Source organism: Streptomyces sp. NPDC056486, from assembly GCF_042795295.1.
Taxonomy (GTDB): Bacteria; Actinomycetota; Actinomycetes; order Streptomycetales; family Streptomycetaceae; genus Streptomyces.
Map to the genome: position 1 here is coordinate 154,550 of NZ_JBHTSF010000001.1, position 26,116 is coordinate 180,665.

The following is a 26,116-nucleotide window of genomic DNA, read 5'->3' on the forward strand; positions in this document are numbered from 1 at the left end:
CCACACCCATTCGGTGACGGAACACTGTTTGCGCCCGGCATGCGACATTAAAGGATTTGCCTGAAGATAGCGGACCACATGAGGCCAATGGCTCACTTCGGTCGTGCCACGCCCTCCTCGTCGGGGACGGCGTATCCGGAGACGGAAGGCCATCGCAAGGTCATGACCACGGAGTCGTCCTCGGCGAACCAGGAGTGATCCACCCCCTGGCCCCAGACGACGTAGTCGCCCTGCTGCTCCAGGAGCACACTGCGGCCGGGAAACTCCATGCGGAAGCGTCCTGTGATGAGAACCAGCAGAGCTGTCCGCACCTCGCCCTTCACCCACTGCGCCCGTTGCTCACCGCGTGGATGGACACCCCACTTGACCTCGACGGCGTCACTGTGACGGGGATCGCCCTGCTCCTTGAAGTGCCCGAGCAACCACCCCCGGTCCACCGCCGCGTCCTTGCCCGCATTGCCTACGTACACGCCGTCATCCATGGACCAGAAAGCTAGCAACCGAGGTTGTGGTGCCGGCCGCAGCGTGACCGGCCGCAGGGCGATCGACCGAGGGCCATGGTGGTCCTCACGTGCCGAAAGCTCCTGACGGGTTGGCCTTGCCCGGGGCCCCTTCGCCCGGATCGGGCCGAGCGCTACGGGGCGGCGTCGTTCACCGCGCCCCGTCGACCAACCGGCGCGCGGCCACCTCCGCTCCGTCGGCGCGGAGCCGGCTTCCCAGGGACTTGGCACGCGCCCGGGTCTCGGGTGACAGGGCGGTCTTGAGCGCGATGCCCAGAGAATCGACGGTCGTGGCCTGAGCGTCGAGGGCCGCACCGAGGTCCAGTGCCGCCACCTGGCCGGCCCAGTACGGGTTGTCCGACAACGGGAGAGGTACCACCACTTGCGGTGTGCCCGCCCGGGCCGCAGTCAGCGTCGTGCCCGCGCCACCGTGGTGGACCGCAGCGGCCACCTTGCCGAACAGGCTCTGATGGTTGACCTCGCCGATGGCGAAGCAGTCGTCCCCGTCGTCGACGAGCTCCAGGTCGGCCCAACCGCGGGACACGAGCACGCGGTGCCCCTGTGCGCGGATCGCCTTGACGGCCATGCCGCCGGTGCCTTCGGCCGGGGACAGACTGCCGAAGCCCACATAGACCGGTGGGGAGCCCGCGTCCAGGAACCTCGCCAAGTCCGCCGGGAGGGGCCGTTCGTCCGCGAGGGTCCACGCGCCCGTCTGCACGACGTCGAGACCGGGGGTCTCCCGCCACGATCCCAGGACCGGGTCCGCCGCCAACCACGGACGGTCGGTGAGGATGTGATCGCGCACGTTGTCCACCACCGGTAGACCGAGGGCTGCCCGGTGACTGTTGAGTGCCTCGCCGAACTGTGCGTTGACGTTCTGGGCGTCCAACTCCCACAGTGTCCGGTTGTCGGCGACCTCAGGCTTCGGCCAGCCCGGCCGCGGCGGTGGCGCGTGGTGCGGCGACGGGAGGTGGACCGCCGCATAGCTCACGTACACGTAGGAGATACCCGCGGCCTCGGCCACGGACCGCGCGGCGACCTGCGCCAGACCTGCCGCCATCACCACGTCACATCCGTCGAACGCCGCGGGGAAGGTGTCGAACTGCATCTCGACCAACTCGTCCCTGTAGCGGGCCAGATCCGTTGCCGAGGGCAGGCTCTTCTCGCGCATCAACTCCCTGACGGGTGGCCCGACCGGCACCAGCTGCACGCCGATACCCGCGAGCCGCTCGGCGAACTCCTCGTCCGGCGGGGCGCACATGCGCACCGCCGCGCCGAGCGCCCGTAGCCGCACCGCGAGTGCCACCAGTGGTTCGACGTCGCCACGTGTCCCGTATGTAGACAACAGCACCCGCATTCAGCGTCCTCTTTCGTCTTTCGTCGAGTTTTCGCCGCGCTCGATCGGCAGCAGTGTAGGTCGCGTGTCGGCCGGGGCAGCCGCCGGTTGCCCTGGCGTCATCGCGCCTGTTCGCGCCTGATCGCGCATGGTCGCGTAGGCCAATTCGCCTATGTGGCGGCAGACATGGGCCTTTGGGAGTTACCGGGAACAGTCCCCCCCAGTGGCTATGGTGCGCGTGGGGCCGGAGGTTCGGCGGCGGCCGGCTCTGGGCAGTCTGTGCTCGGCGAGGTGTGCAAGATCCCCCAGCGTCCAGACAACCGGAGTGCTACGCGATGCAGAGTTCGTCCACACCCGTACCTGATGTTTCGGTCATCCTGCCCTGCGCCGGCTACGGAACCCGTTTCGATGCGCCCTACTCGAAGGAGTTGCACTGTCTGGCTCCTGGAGTCACCGTTCTGGACCGCAGCCTGGAAACCGTCGTCGAACTCGTCAAGAGCGGTCTCAATGTGCGCCTGGTCGTCGTATTCGGAACACACAAGCTGGACACAGTGAGTTACCTTGCTCGCTATGCCGACACCTTCCAGATGGTCTTTGTCTACCAGGGCGAATCATTCGGACCTGGTCTCGACGGGGCGATCCGGTCCGCCCTGCCGATGACACAGGGACCGGTGGCCCTCGTCCTGCCTGACATCGTTGTCGCAGGGCCGGACGCGCCGGGCAAACTCTTCGACGCCATACGGCAGGCAGAGGTGGCGGGTTGGAGCGTAGTGGCCGCCGAGGAGCGGAATTACGACACCCTGCGGCAGATGGGCGCGTTGACCGTGGCCGAGGCGGGAGGCGTCCTGACCGTGGAGGCCGCCACCGACAAGCCGGCGGATCCCTCGGGCTTCAACGCGTTCTGGGGCATGGTCGCCGTCACCGAGAGCGAGGCGCACAGGCTGCCCGACGTCGTGGGCATGGGAGCGACCAACCCGTTGGCCGGTGCGGCCGCTCTCATGGTGGAGGGGATCGTCAACTACAACACCCCCGGAGGCTGACTCGCCGTGCGTCGATGAGTCGGTGCATGTGTGGCGTACGGGCTCTCCGTTGAGCTGGGCGTCCGTCCTGGCTTCAGAGCGGGTGTCCGGAGGGGCGTGCGGGCGGTCGCATTGTCGACGTCCACGCGCTGATCGCGGTCGGTGTCAACGCCGACGGTCACCGCGACATTCTCGGTCTGGACGTCCCCACCGCCGAGGAACGGCGCGGGCCGACCGTGTGGGGTTCGAAAAGTCATTGCCGCAGGTTAAGCCGCGTACTGGTATTGGTTGATGACTCCGCCGAGGATACGTGTGCGCGGGAGCTTGCACGGCGTGCCCACGGGTAGGACCGGCGGCGCTTCCGGGGCTTCAGGTGGCCGTTGGTCTCGCGACCTGTGTGGCCGGTGGGAGTTGTAATGCTCCTGGAGTTCGGCGAGGGCGCGTCGGGCGTGGGCCTCGTTCGTGACCAGAACGTGGTCGAGCGCCTCTCGTCGGATCGTGCCGATGGCGCGCTCGCAGTGGGCGTTCATGCGTGATGCTTCGCAGCGCTTCGCAGCACATCGATGCCTTCAGCCGCGAAGACGGCGTCGAAGGCGTCAGTGTGCTTGCTGCCGCGGTCACGAAGCAGGAATCGGAGCGACTTGACGCGCGTGCCGAGGCCAGGGGTGAGGTTTCGAGCCCGTTGGGTCGCCCGCTGAGCGGTGGGGTGCGCGGTGAGGCGTCGATCGCTTTGACGAGACCGATCATGTCCTCGGGGGCGTCCGGCCCTTTTCCGTCTACGCGAGTCCGCCGAGACGCAGAGCGTCCCTCATCTCGCTGAGCTTCGCGGTCGTCGCCGAGGTCCACTCCTTCTCCTGCCCAGCGAGTCGGAGGGCATCCTCGATCTCGCTGAGCTTCGCGGACGACAGGGCGCCCGCCCGCTCGATCAGGTCGTCTCGGGACACGGTGGTCAGCCACGTGCAAGGGGTAAAGCCCGGACGTGGGAACGCGAACCGCAGCACGCCTTCACAGGGCAGTCCTTCCACGGCTCCTACTGCCACTTCGATGCCCAGACCGCTGATGTCGGTGCCCACCGGAGCGACGACCTGCATCACCCGGATCCCGGACGCTTCATCTCCCGACAGCAGTACGACCAGCCGCCGCTCGTCGAACTCGGCCCACCAGACTTCGCCACGTTGCACATCTCCTCCAGACACAGGACGTCAGGCGGTCGCCGCGCGTCCCTGACGCGTTGTGGAACGGGTGTGGCCACCGTTGATCATCGGTGCGTGAAGACTGGAGATCATGCAGTGGCCGCAGGGCGCAGCCTAGACCCTGCCCGCTGGAAGAAAGCGTTCGAGGGCCTGATGAGCCGGCTCGCAGGACAATCCGCGCAGGTCGAACCCCGGTGTCGGGCACGGTAGTTGATTGATGCTCGGGCTGCTGTCGGCCCTACCAGGCAAAAGCTGCTGGACCATCGTCGAGTGGGCCGGAGAGAGGACCCCGGACGAGCTGCAGCACCTGCTGGGGCGGGCCAAGTGCGACGCCGACCGCCTACGCGTCGACCTGCGCGACTACGTAGTGGGACACCTGCACGGCGTCCAGGCGGTGCTGGTGGTCGACGAGGCCGTGGACGTGAAGAAGGACCTGGCACCGCGGGCACGATCGAAAACGCCCAGGTCGCCGTCCACCTGGTCTACGCCGGCCGGCGCGGGCACGCGGCGGTCCTGCGGGCCGGGAGTGGTGACGCTTACGAAGGCTCCGCCGTCGGCGGCCAGGTCCACCAGCTGCGCGTTCTCCTCGGGTCCTGCGGGAGCCAGCTGCAGCACCACGTCGAAGTGTCGCCCGGCTAGCGCCTGCACAACGGGGGTCGCGTTGTAGTCGATGATCCGGTCCGCGCCATAGGAGCGGACACGGTCGCGGCTGCGCGGCGTACCGGCGGTCGCGGTCACGGTGGCACCGGCCTGCGCGGCCAGTTGGATGGTGTAGCCGCCCACTGCGCTGCCTGCGCCGTTGATCAGGATGTTCTGCCCGGGCTTGAGGTCGGCGTGTTCGAACAGGGCCTGCCATGCCGTCAGCCCGACGAGGGGCAGGGCCGCGGCGTCGGCCAGCTCGAGGGTGCGGGGGGCGGTGGTCAGCGCCTCGGCAGGTGCGGCGACGTATTCGGCGGCCGCGCCGGGCGCGTCCGCCGGCAGCAGCGCGACCACCGCGTCCCCCACGCTCCAGTTGGGCGCGCCCTCGCCGACCTCGGTGATGACTCCGGCCAGGTCGAGGCCGGGAATGTGCGGGAAGGCCAGTGGCAGCATGTCCTGTCGCAATCCCGCGCGGAGGCCGGAGTCCGCGTCGTTGTACGAGGTGACGGCCACCCGCACCACTACTTGGCCCACACCTGGCACCGGCCGGTCTGCCTCCTCGTAGACGAGGACGTTGCTGCCGCCGTAGGAGTGGTAACGCACTGCCTTCATGATTTCTCCTCTTCGCTCGCTTATATGGCTCATCGGCTATCTCCCTGGCGGGCCAGCTGGTGAAGAACTCGTGGCCGAAGCGGCCCCAAGCCATGAAGGCGGCCTGGACGAGGTAGGCCAGGTCCGCTGCGTTGGAAGGATTGACGTCCGCCGTCGGGGACCGTTGGTGTTCAGCGCAGGGTGAGCGCCTGGCGAGTGGTGATCCGGACCAAGAAGGCACGCTGGTCGCGCACCTGTCCCCGGTCGTAGAGCTATGCCTCAGGATCTCGCCCTGCCCGGCCTCAACCGCCACGCCGAGGTCAGCAGCGGTGGCTGAGTTTCAGGCACCCACAGGCAGCCGGAGTCAACTACGGCTCCGCAGACATGGCCACAGACGCGGACGAGGCGGTCATCTGGTGACCGTCATCGTCCTCACCACCTGCCCACCCGGCCTCCGAGGATTCCTCACCCGCTGGCTCCTCGAAATCTCCGCAGGCGTCTTCATCGGCAACCCCTCCGCCCGCGTCCGCGACGTCCTGTGGAACGAGGTCCAGCAATACGCAGGCCAGGGCCGCGCCCTGCTCGCCCACACCACCAACAATGAACAGGGCTTCACCTTCCGCACCCACGACCACGCTTGGCACCCCGTCAACCACGAAGGCCTGACCCTGATCCGCCGCCCGAACACACAGACCCCACCGGCCCCCGCCCCATCGAAGCCCGGCTGGAGCAACGCTGCGAAACGCCGCCGATTCGGCAAAGGCTGACTTGACGCCATGCCTCTTTCGCTGCTTTTGCCGGATTCGAAGAAACTGCTCCGAAACGGCTCTACCGGCTGACAAAACAGCAGGTCGAGCAGTGTGCTCCCCGCACCCGCGGGGATGGTCCCCGGACGTCGTAGACGTACCGGCGGCGCATTCCGTGCTCCCCGCACCCGCGGTTGCCTGCGGTGAGCTCATGATGGGCGATGCGGCTCGTGTGACATTTGCCGTAGACCTCATTGCCCGCAGCCGGGCTGAAGCCGTCTTCGGGGCTGGCCTGGTGCAGCGGTGTCTGAAGTTTGCGAGCAGTACTTCCCTGATGACACTCGGGTGTGAGTAAGCCCCAAGTGCGGCCGTTCGCGGCTGGAGGTGGGTCAGAGGGGAGGGTTTTTGGTGAGCCGGGTGATGAACGCGGCGGCCTCAGCCTCGCTGATCTCGACGTGGTCGGTGTCGTTGTGTCCCAGCTCGTACAGGCGCAGGTACTCAGTGGGCTCCCAGCGCAGATTCCGGGTGAACGCGTGATCCGAGGTGAGGCCATCAGCCGTGCTGCGGCGCACAATGCCTTGCGGGTGGCTGCGCGGGTATCCCTCGCTGATCTTCGCGTAGTACGTGGTGGTGGCCGACGGGGCGTTGAGGACCTGCACTGTGGCGCCGCGCTGCTGCAGCCACTGTTCCAGGTCACGGCCCGCCAGCTCTCTGGGCGCACCGTCGGCCGTGATGTACGCGGGCCCGTACACGCTGCCGGTGAGGCCGTCCACCAAGGTGTGCTCGTCGAGGTGCGCTTTGAAGGACGTTTCCTGTACCGACGCACCGGTGAGGTCCGCTCCTTCGAGCCGCGCGTCCAGGAGCAAAGCGCCGCGGAGGCTTGCTCCTCGGAAACAAGCCCCACGGGCATCGGTCTTATAGAGGTCAGCGCGGCCGAGATTCGCGTCGGCCAGCATGGCGGCCTGCAGGCTCGCGTAGTCCAGTACTGCCTTGGCCAGGCAGGCCCGGCTGAGGTCGGCGCGCTCCAGGACGGCGTATCCCAAATCAGCGCGGTACAGGTCAGTGTCGGCCAGGACCGCGCCCTCGAGGCGGGTTTCGATGAACAGGCCCATGGCCACGTCGACGCCGGTGAGATCGACACCGGACGCGTCGAGACCGCACAGATCCACGGTGGTGCTCTCTTGCCCACTCCACGTCCTGAGTGCCTCAGCAGCCTCGTCGGCTGGGGGGCAGCACGCGCACCGTGCGGCGTACGTCCCGCGGTTCAGGCACCTCGATCACTCCCTCGCTGTTTCCCGGCGGCCCGCGCTGCTACATCACCCGATGCCACGTGGCCAGGGCCAGCTGCGGCCCTGCAGAGCATGACAGTCAAGGCCGTCGCGGCGCGGCCGCAGGTTTCCCCTCAGCGGCTGGGGTGCGTGGCCGGCGGCCCCGGAGCTTCTTCTGGGTCCAGTGCTCGTCCAGTTGAGCAAAGAACTGTTCGGGGCGGTGGTCAGCGTGGGGAGGCATGCGACGACGAACGCTTGTATTTCACGCTGGGTACCGCCCGGGCAACATTGCAGGTCTCCCGCGCCCGTCTCCGGCCGACGCCGTTGTGCCGGGCATGGATCTCGCTGCCGACGTTCCGATCGCCGTGGACCCGTCGGCCTCGCTGCTCCCCGTGCTGACGCTGGCTGAGGCGCACGGTGTCCTGGGCGTGCTCGCAGCGGTGGTGATCGGGAGCCAGGTGGACGTCCAGGCTGCCGAAGAACTGTTGTCGAACCTGGCTGCCAGGGTGCCGTCGCGGGAGTGAGGGGCTACGCGGCGCGGAACACGCAACGCGGCGGGTTTTTGCGGACCACGACCGGCAGCAGCATGAGAGGCAGATGGTCTGGCCAGCGCCTACCGGTTCTGCCCGGTGTCGGCGTACTTCTCAAAGTGCGCCGCGGAGTACAGAGATAAGTGCGCCAGCTGTGGTGAGTTGGCAGTGAACAGGTCGGCGGAGATGGGGCCGGGCTGGCAGCCGGGCAGCTCGGCAACGCCACCACGGCACGGGGCCGGCGATCCAGTCACAAGCCGACACCGGTAGGCACGCACCCCATCCAGCGCTTCTGCCAATTCACGCGGGCCGCGGCGGGGACGTCTGCAGCACGGTGTCAGTGGGAAGCGTTTGCGTTGGCGTCATGCTTCCGGGCCAGAATGCCCAGCCCCCACCGGCTACCGGAGTTCTGCGGCGCCGCGTATGCGACGATCAGGCTCCGGTGGGGTGTGATCAGCGTGGGGGAGAGGCGATTTACTCGTGGGCCAAGGCACCGACATCTGGCGCTGTGTCGCGGCGTGCGCGGTGCTCATCGTGACCGGTTCGGCATGCGGTAGCGGGCCCCCGGCCGATCCGAAGGCAACCAGGACACCGCTGCCCACCGACCCGATCAGCGAGGCGTGCGTGGGCATCTTCGATGGCCCGGCAGAGGCGGAGTTGCGCGAACGCCTGGGCAGCGACCGGGTGCCACGGGACTCGCCTCTGGACACCTTCGCCGTCGCTGCAAGCCGGTTGTCGGAAAAAGAAAACGTCGACACGATCTATCCCGGGTGTGACGTCCCCTACCCCTCTAAGCGCACCTTCAACATCACCGTGCGCTGGGCACCAAGTCCGATACCTGCGAAGACAGCCAGCAGCAAGCAGACCACCGTCTTTCAGGCCGGAGAGAACGCCCAGATCGAACAGACCGGGCCATCAGCCATGACATTCAACGCGCGGTGCGCCAACAAGGCCGTGGCGATGGGCGGAGAAGGCCAGCCACCTCTGCAGGGCGTGCTGAAGGACGAACTCGGTCTGAGCGAGCGCACCCGGTTGACGGCGCTCACCCACGCCATCTCCCAGGTGGTCGCTCACATGGGGTGCGCCGCCGACCTTCCCGGCCCCGCGGACATCAAGAAGCTCCCCCGGCGATAGCGGCGCCGGACCCAGGCGCTACGCCCCCATTCGGCCAGACATCGCTTGGGAGCGCGTGCCGCACGGACGCGTGGTGGTCACAGGCGCGGCAGCCCCCCCCCGCATCGTGTGCCGAGACACCGGCGCGCGCGTCGCCTGGTTAAGCGGGCGCCACCCCAGGCGATCCGCACTGCCCCATGGTCCAGCTGGGTACCTCGATCTGTAGCTTCTGAGCTGCATGTATTTACGCCCCGGTACCTCAGCGGTACCGTTCTTGCATGCCCGCTCTCAATGTGGAATTCAGCGACCAGGAGCTTGAGGAGCTGCGCGCCCTCGCCCAGGAACGCGGCACCACCATGAAGGCCGTCGTCCGCGAGGCCACCGCAGACAAGATCGCCCGCCACCGGGCGCTGCGGGAAGCCGCCGAGGTCTTCCAGGCGACCTTCCGCAACCCGGACCTCGCCGACGCCATCGCGGCCGCCGGACTCGACGACGGGCCCGCCCCCAGCGCGACAGGACGAGCCGCCTGACCCATGGCACCCGTCCTGCACATCAACGTGCCCTGGCTGCTGCAGCAGCACGAAGCGGCCCTGCCCGACCAACCGCTGGTGTCCGACTTCTCCGCGCTCGTCGCGACCGTGGCCCGCCATCGCGTAGACCCGCCCCGCCTGGGCTACGACTCCGACCCCTCCTGGCGCGCGGCAGCCCTGCTGCAGACCCTCGCCCTGCTGCGCCCCCTGCCCGCCTACAACGTCCGCTTCGCCTGCGCGACCACCGTCGCCTACATGCACGCCTCCGGAGAGGGTCTGGACGCGCCCTTCGGGGAACTCGTCGAGCTCACCAAGCAGTTGATGACCGCCAAGGCGGATGTCTACACCGCGGCCGATCAGATCCGCTCCTGGAGGATCTAGAAGCGCTCCGATACCCCAGAGCTACAGAAAACTGCCGGCCGTGCTCGCAAAACCCGGCAGGCAGACTCGCGGGGCTACGGGTGGCGGTGCTTGCTGACCGTGCTGCCGACGAGCAGGACGAGCGCGGTGAAGAGAGCCAGGGCAACGACGATGACCGCCGCTCTGATCTCCATGACCGCCAGGATGATGAACAGCGCCAGGGCGAGCCCGCCACCGAGGACGACTCGGCGACGGGTTCGGGTTGTCCGCTGGGGCTCTTTCCAGGGGGAGCCCTCGTGATACGACATCGCGCACCTCCCGGCAACGGCTTACATCTCCAGGGTGCGCCTGCTCCGCCGTGCGTGCAGCCGCGACGTGCCGCCGCTCGATCGACGCACGCGACCAGCTCCCGAGCATGTCTTACGTCGCTCGATGAGGCGCTGGTGCGTGCGTCAACGGCCTCTGGGTCGCTACACCAGGCTGATCAACCTGACGAAGCGGCTCCTGGAGGCCAAGGGGCCCGCATGCGGAAACTGCGTCGGCGGCACCGTCACCGTCAAGGACCACGAGGGCAACGAAACCACCCTCCCCTGCGGCGAATGCGGCGGCACCGGAGAAGTCGGCACGCTCGCCGACAACGAGGAAGACGGCGAAGCCGGAGGTAGGCAGGGGCTGGGGGTGTCAAGCGGTGGTGTTGAGGAGGCTGGATCCGAGCGGAGTCGGGGTGTGGAGGGCGGTGTTGTGGTGCCGGGTGGTGTGGGAAAGACCGGCGGTGCGGAGAACGGTCGCGTGCTGGCTGGCACTGGCCGGGGAGATGCCGGCGTGGCGGGCAAGCTCGGTGGTGGTGCAGCCAGGGTGGTGGGCGATGGTCCACAGCACGATTGCGCGGGTGTGGCCGATGAGCGTGGCCAGGGAGTCGGGGATGGTACTGAGGGTTCGTGCGGTGTCTGTGGGCGGTAGGAAGGGGTCTGTGTCGCGAAGGCCGACGGGGTAGGTCAGCCACGGCTGGGGTTCAGCTGTGTCGTCCAGCGCGGGGTATACCGCCCCGAAGACTGAGGGGATCAGGAGGAGGCCGCGGCCCGCGAGATGGATGTCGCCTGCGCTGCCGGAGGCCATGGTGAGTTCCAGAACAGGTGGCTTCCACCTGATGTAGCGGGGGTTGAGTCCCGACAGCAAGGCCTGGAGTCCGCCGTGGGCGGCCTGGCGGGTGCGCAGTGCCTGATCCGCGCGGCTAAGGGCATCGATGTGCTGCTGGTACGGGGCGATGACGTGTTGGTGGGCGTGGGCGGCGGTATCGGCCAGTTCCCTGAGTAGTCGTCTGTCGCTACCGAGGGACTGGGTCCAGGCCGGCACGGCGCGCTGGCGGTCGCGTCCGGCCCAGGTCTCCATGTCCTTGCGGATACGGGCGGCGGGCGTGGCCTGCACCCGCTCAAGCGCCTCGTCGATGCTGCTGGCAGTCGCGTGGTCGAGGAAATCCACTGTCCAGCCCGTCGGCGGGATCAGATCGAATAGCCGCCTCACTCTCGGTGACAGACGGCGCAGCGATTCCTTGCGCCAGGCCCCGAACCGGGTCGGATGACTGCCCTCCTGCAGCAATCGCAGCGCAATATCCAGCTCCATCATCGGACGGGGCCCGTCGGCCAGCCTGGTGCGGGCCAGATCTGCGGCCGTGAAGTGGATACGTAGCGACATGGTGAAGAGCGTGTCCGGTATGTCGATCTTCGGGCCAGACCAAATCACGTCGATCCGCTCGCAACACTCCAGCCATTCTTGTCCGTGAGCGAACCGGCAAGGTTCGGCTTCGGGCCCTGTTCATCGGCGGCCCAATCTGTTGATCGGACGGTCGTGATGAGAAGGAAGTCGTCGGTCGTCTTAGATCCCCCGTACGTGTCCACGGGGGAATGAAGGTCGGACCGCTCCATCCCAGCAAGCCACAGAAACCATGGAAAGCGAAAGAAGGTAGAGATAATGGTCAAGAAAAGCGTTGCTGCTGCCCTTACGGCAGGGGTTCTCGCCACCGGAGGCGTCCTGCTTGCCACCGCCCCGGCCCAGGCCTCCGCCTGCCCCTCGGGCAACCTGTGCGCCTACACCGTGGAACAGCCGTCCTCGGCCAATGCGTACAACTCCCGGACTTGGACGGGAGCGCCCGGACCGGTGAGCGACAGCAACAAGAACCTGCTGCGGTACGCGAAGTTCGACCAGGCGCGTTCTCTGTACAACAACAAGAGCGGGTACACGGCCGTTGTCTGGTCGGGTGTGGGTAACAGCGGCTCGGCCTTCAACCTGAATCCCGGCAGCGGCTGGAAGAGCCTCAAGGGCTCTGCGCTGTGGCAGAACGTCGCGGCGAACCAGTGGGTCCGCTAGGGCGCGTTGGTGCTGTTGTCATCGGCATTGGCTGTCTCGCCATAGCGCTGGTCGGCCTGAACGCGGTCCGGGATGACCCGGGCCGCGTTCCCCGGCCAGCCGTCGGCTACCCCTTCGGGGGAGTGACCCGCTTCTCGCCCACCCAGCAGGCGGCACTCAGTCAGGCACAGCACCAGTCCGTCATCACATGCATGGCAGCACGAGGGTTCCGCTACCGTTTTCCCCCGCCACTGCCTGCTGCCGGTGAACCGCACAACCCCTACAGCCTGTTGAGTAAGGAGACGGCCCGCCTATCGGGATACGGCCTCAGCCAGCACCTTGGCCAAGGCGGGCCTCCTCCGGACCAGGTCGCAACGGTTCCCCGCGCGAAGCGTGCCCTTTGGAAGCGCGCGCTGTTCGGGACCAGGGCCCACCGGAAGGTCGTGCCGCTGCCTGGCGGCGGGGAAGTCTTCTATAACTCCGACGGGTGCGTTCAGCGGGCGCGGGCTCAGTTGTACGGGGCGGGCTGGGACCCGCTCCAGTACACCTTTCAGGCCTTGTCCAATCAGGTCATTACCGCAGTGGAACAAGCCCCATCGGTCCGAACCGCATACCGGCGGTGGGCCGCCTGTATGAAACGGTCGGGAGCAGTAGCCAAGACGCCACAGCAAAGCCGCGAGCTCGTCGTGAAGAAGCTGGAGCAGGTCAGCGCAGGGCGCCTGTCCCCAAAGGAGGCCGCGCGCTACGAGCTGCGGGTCGCGACCACGGACGCTCGGTGCCAGCACCACAATGGCATGGCCCGAATCGTCGCCGTGGCGGCGGCGAACGAGGAACGCCGGGCCCTGCGGAGCTGGTCTGATGAGCTCCGGCTCCTGAGCGGGCTGCGCACGGCGGCACTTGACCGGGTCAAGCAATGAGTCCACAGCAGTGCGCATCCTCGCTTGGTGCCGTATGCCACCCGGAGCAGATATTGATGTCGGCGGCCCGCCTCGCCCTTGGGTTTCTTGCTATTTCTGTATCCAGATGAGAGCGAGGCTGGCGGCGAGGGTGCCTGCGCCATAGGCGAGGCCACGCAGGAAGTGCGCGGCTGCGGGGCGTTGTTGAGCCCGCAGCCAGCGCCATACAGGGGTGCGCGGGGGTTGGGCGGCTGGTTCGCTGGACGGGTGCATGACGTTGGCTCCTGGTCAACGGTGGTCAGTGTTAGAGGAGGTGGCGGGGGAGCCGGTCTTGGAGATCGAACTGCTGCAGGTCCGTGTCGGTGAGCGGGATGGGACACAGTGGTGGTGGCGGCGGGGGGGGGATTCGGCTTTCAGCGCGAGTGGTGTGGGCAGGTGGCGGATGGGGTTGTAGCCGAGGTAGCGGGAGAAGGCGTGCCAGCTGCGGGCGTCGCTGAGGCTGCCGTGGGCGGAGTGGTGGGCGGCCAGGAGGTGGGCGGCGAGGGGGTCGCCTCCGCCGGCGGCGAAGCGCCACCAGTACAGGGCGGTCTCGTTGCGGCTGCGGGTGTACTGCAGGCAGGCGAAGGTGCGGGCGCCCGCAGCATCGTAGGTCTGGTCGAAGGCCGCGATCAGGGCAGTGAAGTCGCTGGCGCGCAGGAGCGTGGTGCACAGCCTTCGAACATAGTCCAGGACGGCGCTGCCCTGGACGTGTGGGTCGCTGGGCATGATCGGAGTGGGACGTCGGCGTCGAAGACGTGGCGTCGCGGGGGGCCGGGTTGGGGGAGTGGCCCCGTTCTGGGTGGGGGGCGCGTTGCGGGCGGGGACTGGGGCGAGCCGGTAGGAGCTTTGGACCCGGGCGGTGCGTGGCGGGGTGTCCTCGATGCGCTGCTTGAGGCGACGGATGAAGTCCTCGGTGTCGTGTGTGCTGACCATGTCGTGAAGCACCTGCGCTTCGGCGCGCAGGACGTCCTCGATCATCAGGTGTCCCCCTTGTCTCCCGAGGTGAGGTTCATGAGTGTGTGGAGGGTCTTGAGACCCAGGTGGATGCTGGTGGCAACGGAGTTGGGTGTGATGTCCAGGTCGGTGGCGATCTCCGTGTTCGTCTTGCGCTCGTAGAAGCGCTGGCGGATGCACTCGGCCTGGCGCGGCGCGCGCTCTGCGAGTACGGCCCAGGCATCGTCGAGGGGGGCGTAGCCGCGCATTTCCATGAGGGTGTCGGCGTCGATGGCCTGTTCGCTCATCTGTGTGTGGCGGGCGTCATGCCGGGTGCGCTTGCGGTAGAAGTCGACAGCGGCGTGGCGGACCATGCGCTTGGCCAGGGCTGAGGGGTTGGCGTGCGCCTGAACGCGTGGCCACTTGGCGTGTATCTGGAGCACGGCTTCCATGACGGCGTCGTCGGCGTCGTGGAGGTTGCGCAGCTGCTGGAGAGCGATGCGCATGAACTCGGGCATGTGGTCGCGGATGAAGTCTTCTTAACCGCGGCCGCGCATGGGCTGGTCCTCGGGCTCGGCCAACTCGTGGGGGCCGGTCACATGGCCTCCAGGTGGATGCGGTCCCCGAGCGGGCAAAGGTCTCGGCGGCCGGAGGCGGGGTGCACGGCGGTGCGGGGGTCCGCGTGTACCTGCGAGGCGGGGCGGGGCAGCAGCCGGGTGGCGTGCGTGTCCGAGGCGGTCAGCCGGTAGGCGCTGGGACGCAGCGTGTACCGGGACTCGGGATGCCTCACGGACTCCCTCCTTACATGTGTCGTCCCGGCTGTGGTCCTTTGCGTGCCGGGGTTGGTCGGTTGCATCCCTAGACCGTTCGGGGGACCCCTCAGAGTTAAGCGATGGGGGGCAGAAACTTGTTCGTTGAGTGGTCAATTGATCGCCGGTAGCCACGTTGAGCTGCTCAAACAACACCACCAAGTGGTCTACATCACACAGGGGTTGCGATTCGCGCCGGCGTACACCACCCAGCGATACGCCCCCTGGGACATCACCGTCGAGGGGGTCTGGCTCGGTACAGCCGCTGGCGGTGCCCCGCGGGGGCGGGGGCACAGTCCCAGATGAAGTAGAGCGTGGCGAGGGTCGTGTGCCCGGCGACGAGCGCGGCGCTCAACTTGGGGCCTAGCAGGCGGCGTACACACTCGCGGCGCCCAGGGCGAGTACGACGGGCGCTCGACGAGCGTGACCATGATCGTGAGTCCGACAACGAGCGCAGTCCCCAACGCGGGGGAACTGACGGATTGCGGCCCATAGGGTGACGGAATGCGCAGGGCGGTGCCGGCAGGCTGGTGCCTCCTGGACAGGCGCGTGCCTCGCTGAGTAGAGCGTGAGGACTCGCTGCGTACTCGTACTCATGTGGCCACCTGATCGTCGACCACAGAATAAATCCGTGAACGTCACCCGGAACGTCAAACCCCGTGAACTGCCCGACTGGCCGGCTTGTTGGTACCTCGCTCTGTTCTTCTGGAGCTGGACGGCGTTGATCACATTCGGCCCCGTCTTTGTCCTGGCTCTGGTGTCCATCGCCTGGGCGCAGCCGCTGACTTCAGTGGTCCCGTCGGTGCAATTGTCAGCGATCCAGATCGGCCTCACCGCGGCTGCACTGCTCCCTCTCTACTTCGCCCCCGGCGTCCGGCGCCTCGCCCCCGCCGCCCGGCACGCACTGCTCGGGCCCTTGGCGACGACCATCGTCTTGGCCGTCTTCCTGTGCAGCGGTCGGCACGTGTGAGTGACGCTGCTCTCGAGGCGAAATCTTCCGCTCACGGGAGGGGCCCCTGCGAAACTGCGGGACCTTCACACTCCGCCCCCCCCCGCATTACAGCAGGTCGCAGGGCGAGGATTTCCGCGTCCTTGTCGCGGTCGCTCATTGGCAGTAGCCGCAGTGCGGCGAACAGGTTGGTGACGGTCAGGTAGGCGAGACGCAGCAGCACGAGTGCTCATCCTGCCGTATCACCGACCAGGCTTCTGAGCTGCATGGACGACATTTTCGGCAGGCGCACTGCTGCTTGAGTTCCATCCGGGCCGCCACGAGCTCCGTACCGATGAACCGCTCCCGGAAGCGAAAGCGGTGGATGACCAGCTGACCGGACTGGCGGGTCGGCTTGGTGGCGGCTACCTCCGAGTGGGGTTGCGGCTTTACGATCGTGTTCCTTGTGCCAGACGTTCGGGTGGGAGTGACTTTCGTGGCTGAGCTGGTTCAGGAGCGGCGGTTGGATGTGTTTGTGGACTCCTTTGCGTTCTCGTTTCAGGAGTCCTGGGATGCTGATCTGCCGGTTGAGTTTCCCGATGCCTTCGATGCCGAGGTGTTCGTGAATGCGTTTCCCGGCCGCGTCGATGTCTGCAGTGCCGGCCACACGCATACTGCGGCGGTGACGGTGCAGGTCTGGGACGGGGATCCGCCCGCGGAGGAGGGCGCCGCGTGGGATGTGCGGGGCGAGGTGGGATTTGAGTCGGTGAGCGGTGATGTCGCCGTGTGGACGCCGTCGTTGGGACGTACCGACGATCTGGTCGAGCTCGGTAGGAAGGGCCCGTGGCGGGTGCGGGTGCACTGCACGGGACGGTCCGAGCTCGCTGCACTGCGGGAGTCGCAGGAGCCGGTCGTCGGCATCGAGCGGTATCTGGTGCAGTTCTTCCCCGCCCGCTGACCGGGGCGGGGCAGGGGCGGCCGGCATGCGCTGGCCGCCCCGACGCTGTCAGGATGTGATCTTCACGAGGAAGCCGTCGTCGTCGGTGTCGGCGAGCATCCGGTTCTTGGCGTAGAAGCTCTTGAGTAGGAGCCCGGCGTCACGGTTGTGGACGGCTTTGAGGGGCTTGGACGAGAAGTTGAACTTCTTGGCGTCCGCGTTGTAGCTGTGCTCGGCGGCGCCTTCCAGCGTGGAGGCGAACGGGTACTCGTCGCATTCGCGCGCCCCGCCCTGGGTGTAGTTGGCACCCCAGTACCTCTTGCACTGGGCGATGGCGGCCTTGCCGTTGGCCTCGATCCGGTCCTTGTGCCGCGTGCGGTGCAGCGGAGCATCGGGGAGCTGCCCGGGCACCTTCTTCGCCGACATGTACGGCTTGGTGTCCTCAGGCTTGGTGAAGGCGGTCTTGATGTGCTTGGCGACTTCCTGCTCCACCGCCCCGTCCTTGGTGTGGTAGATCAGCGGGACGACGTAGCTGAAGGCGGCTGCGCCACGCTTGTCGGGGTTGCCGCTGCCGGTGGAGTTCGCCAGGTACTTGGCCGCCTCCCACCGCGGGGCCAGCACGAACATTTTCGTGCTGGTCGGAGGGCTCAGCGACCAGGGGGCCGGCGGCGCGAGGCTGACGACCGGCTCATACACGGCAAAGATCGTGTCGAGGCCGGCGGCGCCCTGGCCGGGCTTGGCGGTGATGCTGTGCGTGTAGGACTTGGTGAGTTGGGCCTCGCCGAAGGTTTTCGTGCCGGGCAGGGTGCCGCCGTAGGTGTAGCGGGCGGTCGAGGGCCAGCTCGTTTTGATCTCCGGTTTCACGGAGATCTTCAGTGCGGCAGCGGGAACGTCGGGGCTGCTGGCCATCTCACTGAAGTGGAACGTGTAGTCGATCTTCCTGCTGTTCTTGGGGATCGCGCCCACGACCCGCAGGTTGAACTTGCTCTGCCCGATCGGCGTGTTGTTGCGGAACCAGGTTTGGATGAAAGAGGTGCCGGTGCACACGGCGAACCGGGACTTGACGTAGAACTTCTTGGTGCTGCCCAGGGCGTTGCGGCACTCGTCGAGCGTCATCTTGCGCGACGGTTCCGGGTAGACAGCATCTCCCGCGGCCAGCGCCGAGCGCTGCGGCCGGACAGCAGCGGCAGGCGGGGGCGGCGTGGCCGACGGTTCCTGATCGAGGTCCGCGTACGTCGCGGCGGGGCCCACGGTTTCGGCCGCGGCGAGCGAGGCCTGTGCATGCTCCTCCTGGGCCCGGGCCTGCAGCCGCTTCATCACCCCCTCGTTCTGAAGCTGCGCGAGGGTGGGCTTCGCTCCGAGCGGGAGCGCGTAGGTGCGCATGCTGAGCACCGGGCTGTCGTCGGCGCCGGCCGAAGAGGCTGCGGCGGGCAGGAGAGTGGCGGCGAGTAACGCCGCCAGGGCGCCACGGCAGGCTATGCCCAGCCACGGTCTTGTCACGGTGTGCTCCTCAGTTCGGTACCGGGCCGGGCTGGCCCCGGATCGGCACAAGATCTATCAAACCGATGATCACAAACTGATGTGGAAGCCGAGAATGACGCGATACCCACCTCAACTGGCCGGGACAGCAAGCACCGTGCCTATGCGTAAGTGCATGTCAGGCTTCTGAGCCGTGCCGCCGAGGAGCAGGCCTGGACCGCGCACGGTTAGGCCTGCTGCCCTCAGGATTCGCACGGCGGGAGTTCCTCCGCAGGCAACAGCCCTCGAACGGTGCCGAGAGCGTTCGTCGGCGTATCGGTGAGCTGATCAACGATGACGCCGCACCCCACCCAGGTGGAGCCGCATGCCTCAACCATGCTCCTGGCGGCCGCGGCCTGGCTTCCGGTCTCGATCCAGTCATCGACCAGCAGGATGCGGTCTCCCGGACCCAACGAGGATCGCTGAAGGCGCAGCGTGTGACGAAGACGTCGGTAGTCGGGAGACGAATGACGCACAACTTTGTCGCCTGGGAAGAGGCCCTCGCCCTTCCGGATGGGAACGAATCCGACACCGAGCTCGACGGCTGCGGCACCTGCGCCTGCCGAAAACTCCATCCGTGCAGTTCAAGCGGCATGTTAGTACTCGTGCAGGATTCCGCCGAGGCGGTCTCTCCGGCGCACCTTCAGCCGCGTTGTCTGTGCGGGGGCGAGTGGTTCGGGGGCGGCGCGCACGGGTGCTGCCTGCTCTATCGCTTGGTGGGGCCGGTGGGTGTTGTAGTGCAGTTCGAACTGGCGTAGCGCGTGGCGCAGGTGGTGTTCGTTTCAGATGAGGGTGGGGTCCAGGAGTTCGTGGCGGCAGGTCTGGACCCAGCGTTTGTCCTGTTCGCATGGTGGTGCCTGGGTTGTGTGCCTCGGGTGCGCAAGATCTCAGCCACCGCGGACCCGGCGCCATGCCGGAGAAACCCCTCGTGAAACCATCTGCACCGTAGGTAGCGTGTACCGCTCAGAAACCTCGTACCACCCAGGAGTTCAGACGTGAATCGCCGTTTCCTGCCCGTTGCGGTCGCCACCACCGTGAGTACCGCGCTGCTGCTGACCGGCTGCAGCTCGGGAGGTGGCGATGACGATGCATCCGACAAGATCAAGGGCGCCGGGGGGGACAAGGATGCGTCGGCCTCCGCCAGCGCACCGTCGCAACCGGATGGGTCCAAGCGGCCGGAGATCAAGCTGCCCAAGTCGTTCCAGGTGCAGTTCGATGGCTGGACGAGCAGCGATCCAAAGCTGCAGGCCGTCATGGACGACGGAGGCCAGCAACTCCTCAGCTCCTACGCGGCGATCATCGCGAGTGATCCCGAAGCACAGCCCATGGCGTTCTACAACACCGGAGAGGCCCTGTTCACGGGCAAGAAGTGGATCAGCGGCTTCGTTGACAAGGACTTGACGCTTGTCGGCAAGACACGAGCGTACAAACCTCAGGCCCGGATCAGCCAGGACGGTTCGGGCACGCTCTTCTACTGTGTGGACGAGAGCAAGGCGTCCACACAGAACCGCAAGACGAAGAAGGTTACGAAAACCCCGGCCGACAAGGCGCAAGCCTTGTATCGGACCAAGCTGGCCAAGAGTAAGGGCATCTGGCAGACCACGTCGTCGACGACGACTCAAGGAGGCTGCCAGTGATGCCACAGACCCGTATCCGAATGGTTGTGAGTGCGACTGCCGTGACGCTGGCGCTGGGCCTGGCCACGGCGCACTCTGCTAACGCGATCGGGGAGGACGACGGCCGGAACCCTTCTGAACCTGGCGACGCAGAAGGAGGTGCCTCGGGACGGGAGCTGTACTCCCAAGTGGGACGGTCCAACATCGTGGTCAAGCAGTCCGGCGGCGGTGCGGCGAAGCCCGCCACCGGCTCACTCGTCTCCGTCGATCCCAACTGGAAGCCCCCCACGTGCTGGTACGAACCGGTAGCGACCTCCAAGCAGCTCAAGGCTGCGGTGGAAGAGATGGAAGGGACGGAGAAGCTTCTCACGGTCAACTCGCAGCGCCGCTGGTCGGAGGAGCTCCTCGTCGAGACATATGACAAGGGTGAGCCGACCTACTCGGCCGAGGGCACCAAGAACTACAACCTGGGCAAGAAGGGCATGTTCTGGCGCGACGTGGTGCGTCAGGGGGGCGAGGACGACATTGAGGCGGCGGACTGCTCGCGGACAATGTTCTGGCAGGTCGCTAACACTGTCCCCGACGACCCGTACGCGCCCACCCCCGAAGTGCTGGCGGCGTACGCCTACAACAAGATCCGCGTACCCGACACCGAGGTGGAGCTGAAGCCCACTGCCAAGTCGACGGTGAACATGCCCACCTGGGTGTGGCTGGACAAGGCTCTCTTCAAGGACGTCACAGTGCGCGCCGAGCTCCCGGACACGCCGCTGTACGCGGTGACGACCGCGAAGCCGGTGGCCCTGCACCTGGAACCAGGCACTACGGACGCGAAGACCTTCCCCGCCTCCGGTGACTGCCCGGTCAACGAGGACGGCTCCATCGGCGCCCCCTACACCAAGGGCGCCTCCAAGCAGGACCCTTCGTGTGGCATCGCCTACCTCCGCGCCACGAGCGGTAAGCCGTTCCAGCTGAAGGCCTCCGTCACCTGGGAGATCTCTTGGGAAGGCACGGGCGGAGCTAAGGGCGACCTGCCCGACGGAACCTTCGAGACCACCCAGGACATGAACGTCCAGGAAATCCAGTCCATCAACCGATAGACGACGGTACGAGTACAGCGGGGGTTGTGGTATGGCGGGGAATCGTCCGGGGGATTGGCATGTCCTTGACTTGGACAAGGACCCAACTCCGGGCGATCCGGACCGGGTCCGCAACCTGGCGAAGAACCTGCACGATTTCGCCGACGACGTCTCGAAGGTGTTGCGTGACATCAAGGGGATGGCGGGTGAGGACGCGATCCTCACCTGGGCGGGCAAGACCGCCGAATCGTTCACGGCGGAGTTCGAGGACGCGCCGGGCAAGCTGAAGAAGCTCAAGAAGAGCTACGAGATGGCCGGCGACGCGCTGTCCACGTACTGGCCGGAGCTGGAGCGCGCCCAGGCCCTGGCGGACAAGGCCCTGGTCAAGGGCCGCGAGGCGCAGGGCGACTTGAGCTCCGCCCAGACCCGGCTGACCTCCGCCGATTCCTGGGTGGACAAGGCGGGCAAGGAAGCCGACAAGTACAAGGACGACAAGGACTCCGGCAAGTCCAAGGACGTGCCGAAGCCGGACCCGGACAAGGTCAAGGCCGCCTCCCGCAACGCGACCTCCGCCGAGAAGGCCCAGACGGACGCCAAGTCCGACGTGTCCGCCGCGAAGAGCAACCTGGACGCGGCGAAGAAGATGGCCGAGGACGCCCGCAAGATGCGCGAGGACGCCGCGGGCACGGCGAAGAAGAAGCTGGAAGACGCCTCCGACGCCGGGGTTCAGAACCGCAAGTGGTGGGAGGAGGTCGGCGACTGGGTCACCGACAACTGGGACACCATCGTCGAGGTCTGCAAGGTCGTCGTCGCCGTCCTGGGCGTCATCGCCATGATCGTCGGCGGGCCCATTCTCGCCGCCATCGTCCTGGTCGCTGCCCTCGTCGTGCTTGCCGACACCCTCAACAAATATGCGAAGGGCGAGGCTGGGCTACTCGACGTCGCCTTCGCGGCGCTGGACTGCATCCCCGGCGGCAAGGCCCTCACCACGGTCGGCAAGCTCGCCAAGGGCGTGAAAGGTCTCGCCAAGGGCGGTTTGAAGGGGATAGCGAAGGGTCTGATGAAGCGTGGTCTGCGAAAAGAAGCAGACAACGCGATCGGGAAGGGTAAGCCTTTTAAAAGCCGTTGTAAGAACGGTGAGCCCATTGACATGATCTCGGGCGAGTATCTGATGACCGAGGTCGACGTCGAGCTTCCTGGCCTGCTGACGCAAATTCTCCAGCGGACCCACCTTTCGACGTACCGTTCAGGGCAGTGGTTTGGAAGGTCCTGGGCGTCCACTCTCGATGAGCGCCTAGAGCTGGATGACGAGGGTATCCTCTTCGCCACTGAAGACGGAATGGTGCTCGTGTATCCCGTCCCAGTTCCCGGAGTCCCTGCCTTTCCGGAGCACGGACCGCGATGGCCCCTTGAGTGGGACGGCACGCGGACCGGATCAATTCGGATCAGTGACCCTGAGTCGGGTTGCACGCGGCACTTCTTCCCAGCGGTGCAAGGCACTGGGCCTGATGGCAACTATTCCCTTCCTCTTGCAGAGATTTCGGATCGCGGTGGCCATCGGATCAAATTCGACCGGGCCCCTGACGGAACCCCATTGGCAGTGCGTCATTCCGGTGGCTATCACATCAGTGTCGACACTGATATGCAGGCCCGACGTGTTACGCAACTGCGACTTCGCGTCGAGGATGATGAAGAGCACGGCACCGTTGTGCGTCGCTACGGATACGACACACATGGCAACCTATCGGAGATCTATAACTCGAGCGATTTCCCATTTCAACTCACGTACGATGACCGGTCGCGAATCACCTCGTGGATCGATCGGAACGACAGCTGGTACCGGCTCCACTACGACGATGCCGATCGCTGCATACGCGGCGAAGGTGCTGGCGGGTACCTCGACTGTGAAGTCGTCTACGACACGGAAGACCGCAACACTGTCTATACAGATGCGCTGGGGAACAGGACCCAGTACAGGTACAACGATCTGCTTCAGCTCACGGCAGAGATCAACCCGCTGGGGGCGACAGTCACCTATGCCTGGGACCGCCGTAACCGTTTGCTGTCCGTTACTGACGCGTTGAATCGGACGACGTCCTACAGCTACGACGAGTCGGGCAACGTAGCCGAGGTGGTCCGTCGCGACGGCGTGTCTGTGCGGTCCTCGTACAACGCGTTCCACCAGCCCGTCACCATCATCGATGCGAGCGGTTCCGAGTGGCGCCACTCCTACGACGAACGTGGCAACCTGCTCCAGACCACCGACCCTGGCGGCTCCAAGACTGTCTACGCATACGACTCGCTCGGCCACCTGAGTTCGATCACCGATGCACTTGGCGGTGTCCACCGGTTGGACACAGACGCGGCCGGACTTCCTCTCTGTCTCACAGATCCCCTGGGCAATAGCACGTACTACACGTATAACGCCTTCGGTCGTGTCGTGCGCATCACTGATACTGCGGGGAACGACACCCGTCTCTCTTGGTCAGTGGAAGGAAATCTTCTTGAGCGAGTTCCTTCCCATGGAGGCAGAGAAAGGTGGGAGTTCGATGGGGAAGGAAACATCACCGCTCACATCGATGGCTCTGGCAACAGAACTCGGTATGAGGTAACTGACTTCGACCTCGTGTCGGCACGCATCGACCCGGATGGTACCCGACACGAGTACGCCTATGACGGGGAACTGCGCCTGCTGCAGGTGCAGAATCCAGCGGAGCTGACCTGGACGTACGCGTATAACGCTGCGGGCCAACTGGTGCGAGAGGACGATTTCAACGGCCGTACCGTGTCGTATTGTCGTGATGCGGTGGGACAGTTGACCACACGTACGAACGGCACTGGCCAGTCCGTGCATTACACGCGTGACCTCATGGGGAACGCCATTGAGCAGCGTGCTGCTGACGGCGAAGGTGTCGAAGTGAGCACCTTCGCCTTTGATGCGGCCGGTCGACTGACTCAAGCCAGTAATCCGTACAGCACTCTTGCATACCAGTATGATGCGCTCGGCCGTGTCCTGTCCGAGACGTGCAACGATCGAACAGCCTCATTCGGCTACGACGCTCTCGGGCGACGTACGGAAAGGCACACCCCGAGCGGCGTGGCGAGCAGGGTGGAGTATGACGCGGCTGGACGCCCGACACGCTTGGTCAGCGGCGGACACGGCCTCTCCTTCACTCACGACGGCCTCAATCGCCAGACCGAGCGGATCCTTGATTCAGGACTTCGACTCACCCGGTCGTGGGGATCAGGTCGCCAGCTAGTCGCGCAGGCCGTCACCTTCCCTGGAGAGGCTGACGGCCCGCAGCCCACCGAAGCTGCCCGTCGATCGCACGAAGTAGTGCACCGCACTTATTCGTACAACAGCGGCGGCGATCTCACCGAGATCAATGATCTGCTTCAGGGGCGGCAACCTATTGAGCTCGATGAGCTGGGCCGCGTTCTCGCGGTCGGCTCCGCCACAGGAAGTGAGCGTTACTCCTACGACGCCAGCAGTAACGTTACGTCCGCCGCCTGGGACAGTACCGCGGCAACTGGTAGTGCCGACGAGAACGCTTCCAGCCCACGCGCAGCCACCGGTGGGGACCGCGAGTACACAGGCACGCTACTTCGGCGAGCCGGCCGCTCCTTCTACGAGTACGACGGTCAGGGGCGCGTGGTGCGGCACATTACGCGCCTGCTTTCGGGGGGCCGACGGATCTGGGAGTTCGCCTGGGACCCCCACGACCGCCTCACCGCTGTGGCAACCCCGGATGGCGCCCGATGGCGCTATCTCTACGATCCCACTGGCCGCCGCATCGCGAAGCAGCGCCTTGCGGCCGATGGCACAGGCGTCGATCAAGAGGTCACCTTTGCCTGGGATGGCACGGTGATCGCCGAGCAGGTGTACACCCGAGGTGCCAGCACCGAGCATCACGTCACGACCTGGGACTGCTCCCCTGAGAGTTATGAACCACTCACACAGATAGAGCGGGTTGTCGGGCGCGCCGATGCTCCACAAGACGAGATCGACAGCCGTTTCTACTCCATCGTCAGCGATCTCGTCGGCGCCCCAACCGAACTGATCGATGAGCGAGGGGAGATCGCATGGCAGCCTCGGCGCACGATTTGGGGCAGGACCCGAGAAGAGACTTCCGGTGCCGCTCACTGTCCCTTGAGGTTTCCCGGTCAGTACCACGACGCTGAGACTGGGCTCCATTACAACCTGTTCCGGTACTACGATCCCGAAACTGCCCGGTACCAGAGTCCGGATCCGCTGGGCCTTGCTCCCGCTCCGAACCAATACGGCTATGTGCGCAACCCGTTCTTCTGGGTCGATCCTCTTGGGCTGGCCCCTGGATGCGGCGACGAGGCTCTGGATCCGAGCCAGAACGCTGTTCACGGTCACATCGCCGATGTGACGATCCATGCTCCAGATGGCAGTGTTCGGATGCAGTATGGGGTGTGGAGCGGGCGCATGACACAGCAGGAAGCCGCCCTGGGGCGCGGCTATAACGCGCAAGCGGTCACACACACCGAACACCGGGTCTCGCGGCTCTCAGGGGCATCCACCGGCCCGCGGATCAACATCCCTAATGACCCTTATCACGGCCAGATCCCGCTGCAACCCGGTGAGCATGCGGTGATCGATGCTGTACTGCCCCCCTGTTCTCGATGCCGTGGAGCCATGAACCGGATGCATCGCGAGCTGGGGGCCAACGTTACTTACAATTGGGACGGCCCCGAAGGTGCGGGCACTTGGCAAGCTGGGAGGCGTAGATGAGGCTTACTGTCCGAGCATGCGGCATGGAGGAAGACGAGGACGACGAAGTCCTGGAAGCCGGGTTCTCCGAGCGGGAGGACGGCACTGGAATCGCCGTCATGTTCCAACGGGACATCTTCGCGGACGACCCTTGGGAAGGCTCCGAGGACGAGACGGACTTCTTCAACAACAGCTATTGTGTGACCACGGGAGCGGGCGCGACCAGCTACGGCGGAGTGTTGTCCATCGACCTCTCCCAGCAGCCTGCCGTTTTCAAGCTGTCGCCTCGAGTCGCAAATACGCTCAAGCTGGACGAGGTCATCGAAGTTGACTTCAACGTGCCGGAGCAGGACTGGAACGACTTCAGGACCGTGCTCAGGCGCGTCGTCACCTGGGGTGTGCCGAGCCAAGTGCCTGAAGTTCGAGGATTTTGACGCATTGCCCTGAGGGGCCATTAC

26 protein-coding genes and 3 pseudogenes are annotated in these 26,116 nt (G+C 66.1%); 16 read left to right on the forward strand and 13 right to left on the reverse strand.

What is annotated here, in order from left to right; all coding sequences use genetic code 11:
• Positions 1-92: 92 nt before the first annotated feature.
• Positions 93-482 (reverse strand): signal peptidase I, encoded by a 390-nt coding sequence (locus ACFQ7F_RS00635; protein WP_383263933.1) that lies wholly within the window; start codon positions 480-482, stop codon positions 93-95.
• Between the two features lie 169 nt (positions 483-651).
• Positions 652-1,857: a glycosyltransferase gene (locus tag ACFQ7F_RS00640; RefSeq protein ID WP_383263936.1), complete on the reverse strand. Its 1,206-nt coding sequence runs from the start codon at positions 1,855-1,857 to the stop codon at positions 652-654.
• A 314-nt stretch (positions 1,858-2,171) separates the two neighbouring features.
• Between ACFQ7F_RS00640 and ACFQ7F_RS00645 the strand changes: the two genes are divergently transcribed.
• Together ACFQ7F_RS00645 and ACFQ7F_RS00650 are read left to right on the forward strand one after the other, a co-directional pair.
• Positions 2,172-2,876 (forward strand): hypothetical protein, encoded by a 705-nt coding sequence (locus ACFQ7F_RS00645; RefSeq protein ID WP_383263939.1) that lies wholly within the window; start codon positions 2,172-2,174, stop codon positions 2,874-2,876.
• A 95-nt stretch (positions 2,877-2,971) separates the two neighbouring features.
• A pseudogene (locus ACFQ7F_RS00650) lies at positions 2,972-3,080 on the forward strand (transposase); the annotation flags it as partial.
• A 41-nt stretch (positions 3,081-3,121) separates the two neighbouring features.
• Here ACFQ7F_RS00650 and ACFQ7F_RS00655 read toward each other — a convergent pair.
• Positions 3,122-3,385 (reverse strand): integrase core domain-containing protein, encoded by a 264-nt coding sequence (locus tag ACFQ7F_RS00655; protein WP_383263942.1) that lies wholly within the window; start codon positions 3,383-3,385, stop codon positions 3,122-3,124.
• Positions 3,386-3,631: 246 nt separating this feature from the next.
• Positions 3,632-4,036: a type II toxin-antitoxin system PemK/MazF family toxin gene (locus ACFQ7F_RS00660; RefSeq protein WP_383263945.1), complete on the reverse strand. Its 405-nt coding sequence runs from the start codon at positions 4,034-4,036 to the stop codon at positions 3,632-3,634.
• Positions 4,037-4,201: 165 nt separating this feature from the next.
• Between ACFQ7F_RS00660 and ACFQ7F_RS00665 the strand changes: the two are divergent.
• Positions 4,202-4,567 (forward strand): annotated as a pseudogene (locus ACFQ7F_RS00665) (transposase); the annotation flags it as partial.
• A 30-nt stretch (positions 4,568-4,597) separates the two neighbouring features.
• On the opposite strand, the pseudogene ACFQ7F_RS00670 reads toward ACFQ7F_RS00665, so the two are convergent.
• A pseudogene (locus ACFQ7F_RS00670) lies at positions 4,598-5,332 on the reverse strand (NADP-dependent oxidoreductase); the annotation flags it as partial.
• 362 nt (positions 5,333-5,694) lie between these two features.
• On the opposite strand from ACFQ7F_RS00670, the gene cas2e reads away from it, so the two are divergent.
• Complete coding sequence (gene cas2e / locus ACFQ7F_RS00675) at positions 5,695-6,045, forward strand: type I-E CRISPR-associated endoribonuclease Cas2e (RefSeq protein ID WP_383263948.1); 351 nt, start codon at positions 5,695-5,697, stop codon at positions 6,043-6,045.
• A gap of 368 nt (positions 6,046-6,413) precedes the next feature.
• On the opposite strand, the gene ACFQ7F_RS00680 is transcribed toward cas2e, so the two are convergent.
• Positions 6,414-7,193, reverse strand: coding sequence for a pentapeptide repeat-containing protein (locus ACFQ7F_RS00680; RefSeq protein WP_383263951.1), 780 nt, complete (start codon positions 7,191-7,193; stop codon positions 6,414-6,416).
• A gap of 434 nt (positions 7,194-7,627) precedes the next feature.
• Between ACFQ7F_RS00680 and ACFQ7F_RS00685 the strand changes: the two genes are divergently transcribed.
• The 4 genes from ACFQ7F_RS00685 (at position 7,628) to ACFQ7F_RS00700 (ending at position 9,846) form a co-directional block, all read left to right on the forward strand.
• Positions 7,628-7,816, forward strand: a complete 189-nt coding sequence (locus ACFQ7F_RS00685) for a hypothetical protein (RefSeq protein WP_383263953.1) — start codon at positions 7,628-7,630, stop codon at positions 7,814-7,816.
• Positions 7,817-8,302: 486 nt separating this feature from the next.
• Positions 8,303-8,956, forward strand: coding sequence for a hypothetical protein (locus ACFQ7F_RS00690; protein ID WP_383263956.1), 654 nt, complete (start codon positions 8,303-8,305; stop codon positions 8,954-8,956).
• Between the two features lie 257 nt (positions 8,957-9,213).
• Complete coding sequence (locus ACFQ7F_RS00695; RefSeq protein ID WP_383263958.1) at positions 9,214-9,465, forward strand: hypothetical protein; 252 nt, start codon at positions 9,214-9,216, stop codon at positions 9,463-9,465.
• A 3-nt stretch (positions 9,466-9,468) separates the two neighbouring features.
• A complete protein-coding gene (locus ACFQ7F_RS00700; protein WP_383263961.1) occupies positions 9,469-9,846 on the forward strand; it encodes a toxin Doc in 378 nt (125 codons plus the stop codon).
• A gap of 74 nt (positions 9,847-9,920) precedes the next feature.
• Here the strand turns inward: ACFQ7F_RS00700 and ACFQ7F_RS00705 are convergent, their stop codons facing one another.
• Complete coding sequence (locus ACFQ7F_RS00705) at positions 9,921-10,133, reverse strand: hypothetical protein (protein ID WP_383263964.1); 213 nt, start codon at positions 10,131-10,133, stop codon at positions 9,921-9,923.
• Positions 10,134-10,506: 373 nt separating this feature from the next.
• Positions 10,507-11,517 (reverse strand): ArsR/SmtB family transcription factor, encoded by a 1,011-nt coding sequence (locus tag ACFQ7F_RS00710; RefSeq protein WP_383263967.1) that lies wholly within the window; start codon positions 11,515-11,517, stop codon positions 10,507-10,509.
• Positions 11,518-11,793: 276 nt separating this feature from the next.
• Between ACFQ7F_RS00710 and ACFQ7F_RS00715 the strand changes: the two genes are divergently transcribed.
• Entirely contained in the window at positions 11,794-12,189 is a 396-nt protein-coding gene (locus tag ACFQ7F_RS00715) for a hypothetical protein (RefSeq protein WP_383263970.1), read from the forward strand.
• Positions 12,190-12,800: 611 nt separating this feature from the next.
• On the forward strand, positions 12,801-13,085 hold the full coding sequence (locus tag ACFQ7F_RS00720; protein ID WP_383263973.1) for a hypothetical protein: 285 nt from the start codon (positions 12,801-12,803) through the stop codon (positions 13,083-13,085).
• A 267-nt stretch (positions 13,086-13,352) separates the two neighbouring features.
• On the opposite strand, the gene ACFQ7F_RS00725 is transcribed toward ACFQ7F_RS00720, so the two are convergent.
• The 3 genes from ACFQ7F_RS00725 to ACFQ7F_RS00735 all read right to left on the reverse strand — a co-directional run bounded on the left by ACFQ7F_RS00725 (position 13,353) and on the right by ACFQ7F_RS00735 (position 14,826).
• Positions 13,353-14,081: a hypothetical protein gene (locus ACFQ7F_RS00725; RefSeq protein WP_383263976.1), complete on the reverse strand. Its 729-nt coding sequence runs from the start codon at positions 14,079-14,081 to the stop codon at positions 13,353-13,355.
• Positions 14,081-14,566, reverse strand: a complete 486-nt coding sequence (locus tag ACFQ7F_RS00730; RefSeq protein WP_383264217.1) for an RNA polymerase sigma factor — start codon at positions 14,564-14,566, stop codon at positions 14,081-14,083. Before ACFQ7F_RS00730 ends, ACFQ7F_RS00725 begins: the two co-directional genes overlap by 1 nt.
• A gap of 65 nt (positions 14,567-14,631) precedes the next feature.
• Positions 14,632-14,826: a hypothetical protein gene (locus tag ACFQ7F_RS00735; RefSeq protein ID WP_383263979.1), complete on the reverse strand. Its 195-nt coding sequence runs from the start codon at positions 14,824-14,826 to the stop codon at positions 14,632-14,634.
• Positions 14,827-15,476: 650 nt separating this feature from the next.
• On the opposite strand from ACFQ7F_RS00735, the gene ACFQ7F_RS00740 reads away from it, so the two are divergent.
• Positions 15,477-15,815: a hypothetical protein gene (locus ACFQ7F_RS00740; RefSeq protein WP_383263982.1), complete on the forward strand. Its 339-nt coding sequence runs from the start codon at positions 15,477-15,479 to the stop codon at positions 15,813-15,815.
• Between the two features lie 454 nt (positions 15,816-16,269).
• Entirely contained in the window at positions 16,270-16,731 is a 462-nt protein-coding gene (locus ACFQ7F_RS00745; protein ID WP_383263985.1) for a hypothetical protein, read from the forward strand.
• Positions 16,732-16,779: 48 nt separating this feature from the next.
• Here ACFQ7F_RS00745 and ACFQ7F_RS00750 read toward each other — a convergent pair whose 3' ends face one another.
• Both ACFQ7F_RS00750 and ACFQ7F_RS00755 read right to left on the reverse strand, forming a co-directional pair.
• Positions 16,780-18,210: a hypothetical protein gene (locus ACFQ7F_RS00750; protein WP_383263987.1), complete on the reverse strand. Its 1,431-nt coding sequence runs from the start codon at positions 18,208-18,210 to the stop codon at positions 16,780-16,782.
• A 221-nt stretch (positions 18,211-18,431) separates the two neighbouring features.
• Complete coding sequence (locus ACFQ7F_RS00755) at positions 18,432-18,803, reverse strand: hypothetical protein (protein WP_383263990.1); 372 nt, start codon at positions 18,801-18,803, stop codon at positions 18,432-18,434.
• A 420-nt stretch (positions 18,804-19,223) separates the two neighbouring features.
• Here ACFQ7F_RS00755 and ACFQ7F_RS00760 point away from each other — a divergent pair, with 420 nt between their 5' ends.
• From ACFQ7F_RS00760 to ACFQ7F_RS00775, 4 genes are all read left to right on the forward strand, one after another.
• The gene (locus ACFQ7F_RS00760) at positions 19,224-19,865 is read left to right on the forward strand and encodes a hypothetical protein (protein ID WP_383263992.1); all 642 of its coding nucleotides are present in this window, start codon (positions 19,224-19,226) and stop codon (positions 19,863-19,865) included.
• Positions 19,866-19,885: 20 nt separating this feature from the next.
• Positions 19,886-20,941, forward strand: coding sequence for a hypothetical protein (locus tag ACFQ7F_RS00765; protein ID WP_383264220.1), 1,056 nt, complete (start codon positions 19,886-19,888; stop codon positions 20,939-20,941).
• Positions 20,942-21,011: 70 nt separating this feature from the next.
• Entirely contained in the window at positions 21,012-25,679 is a 4,668-nt protein-coding gene (locus tag ACFQ7F_RS00770; protein WP_383263995.1) for an RHS repeat-associated core domain-containing protein, read from the forward strand.
• 23 nt (positions 25,680-25,702) lie between these two features.
• On the forward strand, positions 25,703-26,092 hold the full coding sequence (locus ACFQ7F_RS00775) for an Imm10 family immunity protein (RefSeq protein WP_383263998.1): 390 nt from the start codon (positions 25,703-25,705) through the stop codon (positions 26,090-26,092).
• The last annotated feature ends 24 nt before the right edge of the window (positions 26,093-26,116 follow it).

Coding starts and splice junctions, on each gene's coding strand:
- ACFQ7F_RS00635 (WP_383263933.1), bottom strand. CDS start 482: ATGGATGACGGCGTGTACGTAGGCAATGCGGGCAAGGACGCGGCGGTG.
- ACFQ7F_RS00640 (WP_383263936.1), bottom strand. CDS start 1,857: ATGCGGGTGCTGTTGTCTACATACGGGACACGTGGCGACGTCGAACCA.
- ACFQ7F_RS00645 (WP_383263939.1), top strand. CDS start 2,172: ATGCAGAGTTCGTCCACACCCGTACCTGATGTTTCGGTCATCCTGCCC.
- ACFQ7F_RS00655 (WP_383263942.1), bottom strand. CDS start 3,385: ATGAACGCCCACTGCGAGCGCGCCATCGGCACGATCCGACGAGAGGCG.
- ACFQ7F_RS00685 (WP_383263953.1), top strand. CDS start 7,628: ATGGATCTCGCTGCCGACGTTCCGATCGCCGTGGACCCGTCGGCCTCG.
- ACFQ7F_RS00695 (WP_383263958.1), top strand. CDS start 9,214: ATGCCCGCTCTCAATGTGGAATTCAGCGACCAGGAGCTTGAGGAGCTG.
- ACFQ7F_RS00700 (WP_383263961.1), top strand. CDS start 9,469: ATGGCACCCGTCCTGCACATCAACGTGCCCTGGCTGCTGCAGCAGCAC.
- ACFQ7F_RS00705 (WP_383263964.1), bottom strand. CDS start 10,133: ATGTCGTATCACGAGGGCTCCCCCTGGAAAGAGCCCCAGCGGACAACC.
- ACFQ7F_RS00710 (WP_383263967.1), bottom strand. CDS start 11,517: ATGTCGCTACGTATCCACTTCACGGCCGCAGATCTGGCCCGCACCAGG.
- ACFQ7F_RS00715 (WP_383263970.1), top strand. CDS start 11,794: ATGGTCAAGAAAAGCGTTGCTGCTGCCCTTACGGCAGGGGTTCTCGCC.
- ACFQ7F_RS00720 (WP_383263973.1), top strand. CDS start 12,801: ATGAAACGGTCGGGAGCAGTAGCCAAGACGCCACAGCAAAGCCGCGAG.
- ACFQ7F_RS00725 (WP_383263976.1), bottom strand. CDS start 14,081: ATGATCGAGGACGTCCTGCGCGCCGAAGCGCAGGTGCTTCACGACATG.
- ACFQ7F_RS00755 (WP_383263990.1), bottom strand. CDS start 18,803: ATGGAGTTTTCGGCAGGCGCAGGTGCCGCAGCCGTCGAGCTCGGTGTC.
- ACFQ7F_RS00765 (WP_383264220.1), top strand. CDS start 19,886: ATGGTTGTGAGTGCGACTGCCGTGACGCTGGCGCTGGGCCTGGCCACG.
- ACFQ7F_RS00775 (WP_383263998.1), top strand. CDS start 25,703: ATGGAGGAAGACGAGGACGACGAAGTCCTGGAAGCCGGGTTCTCCGAG.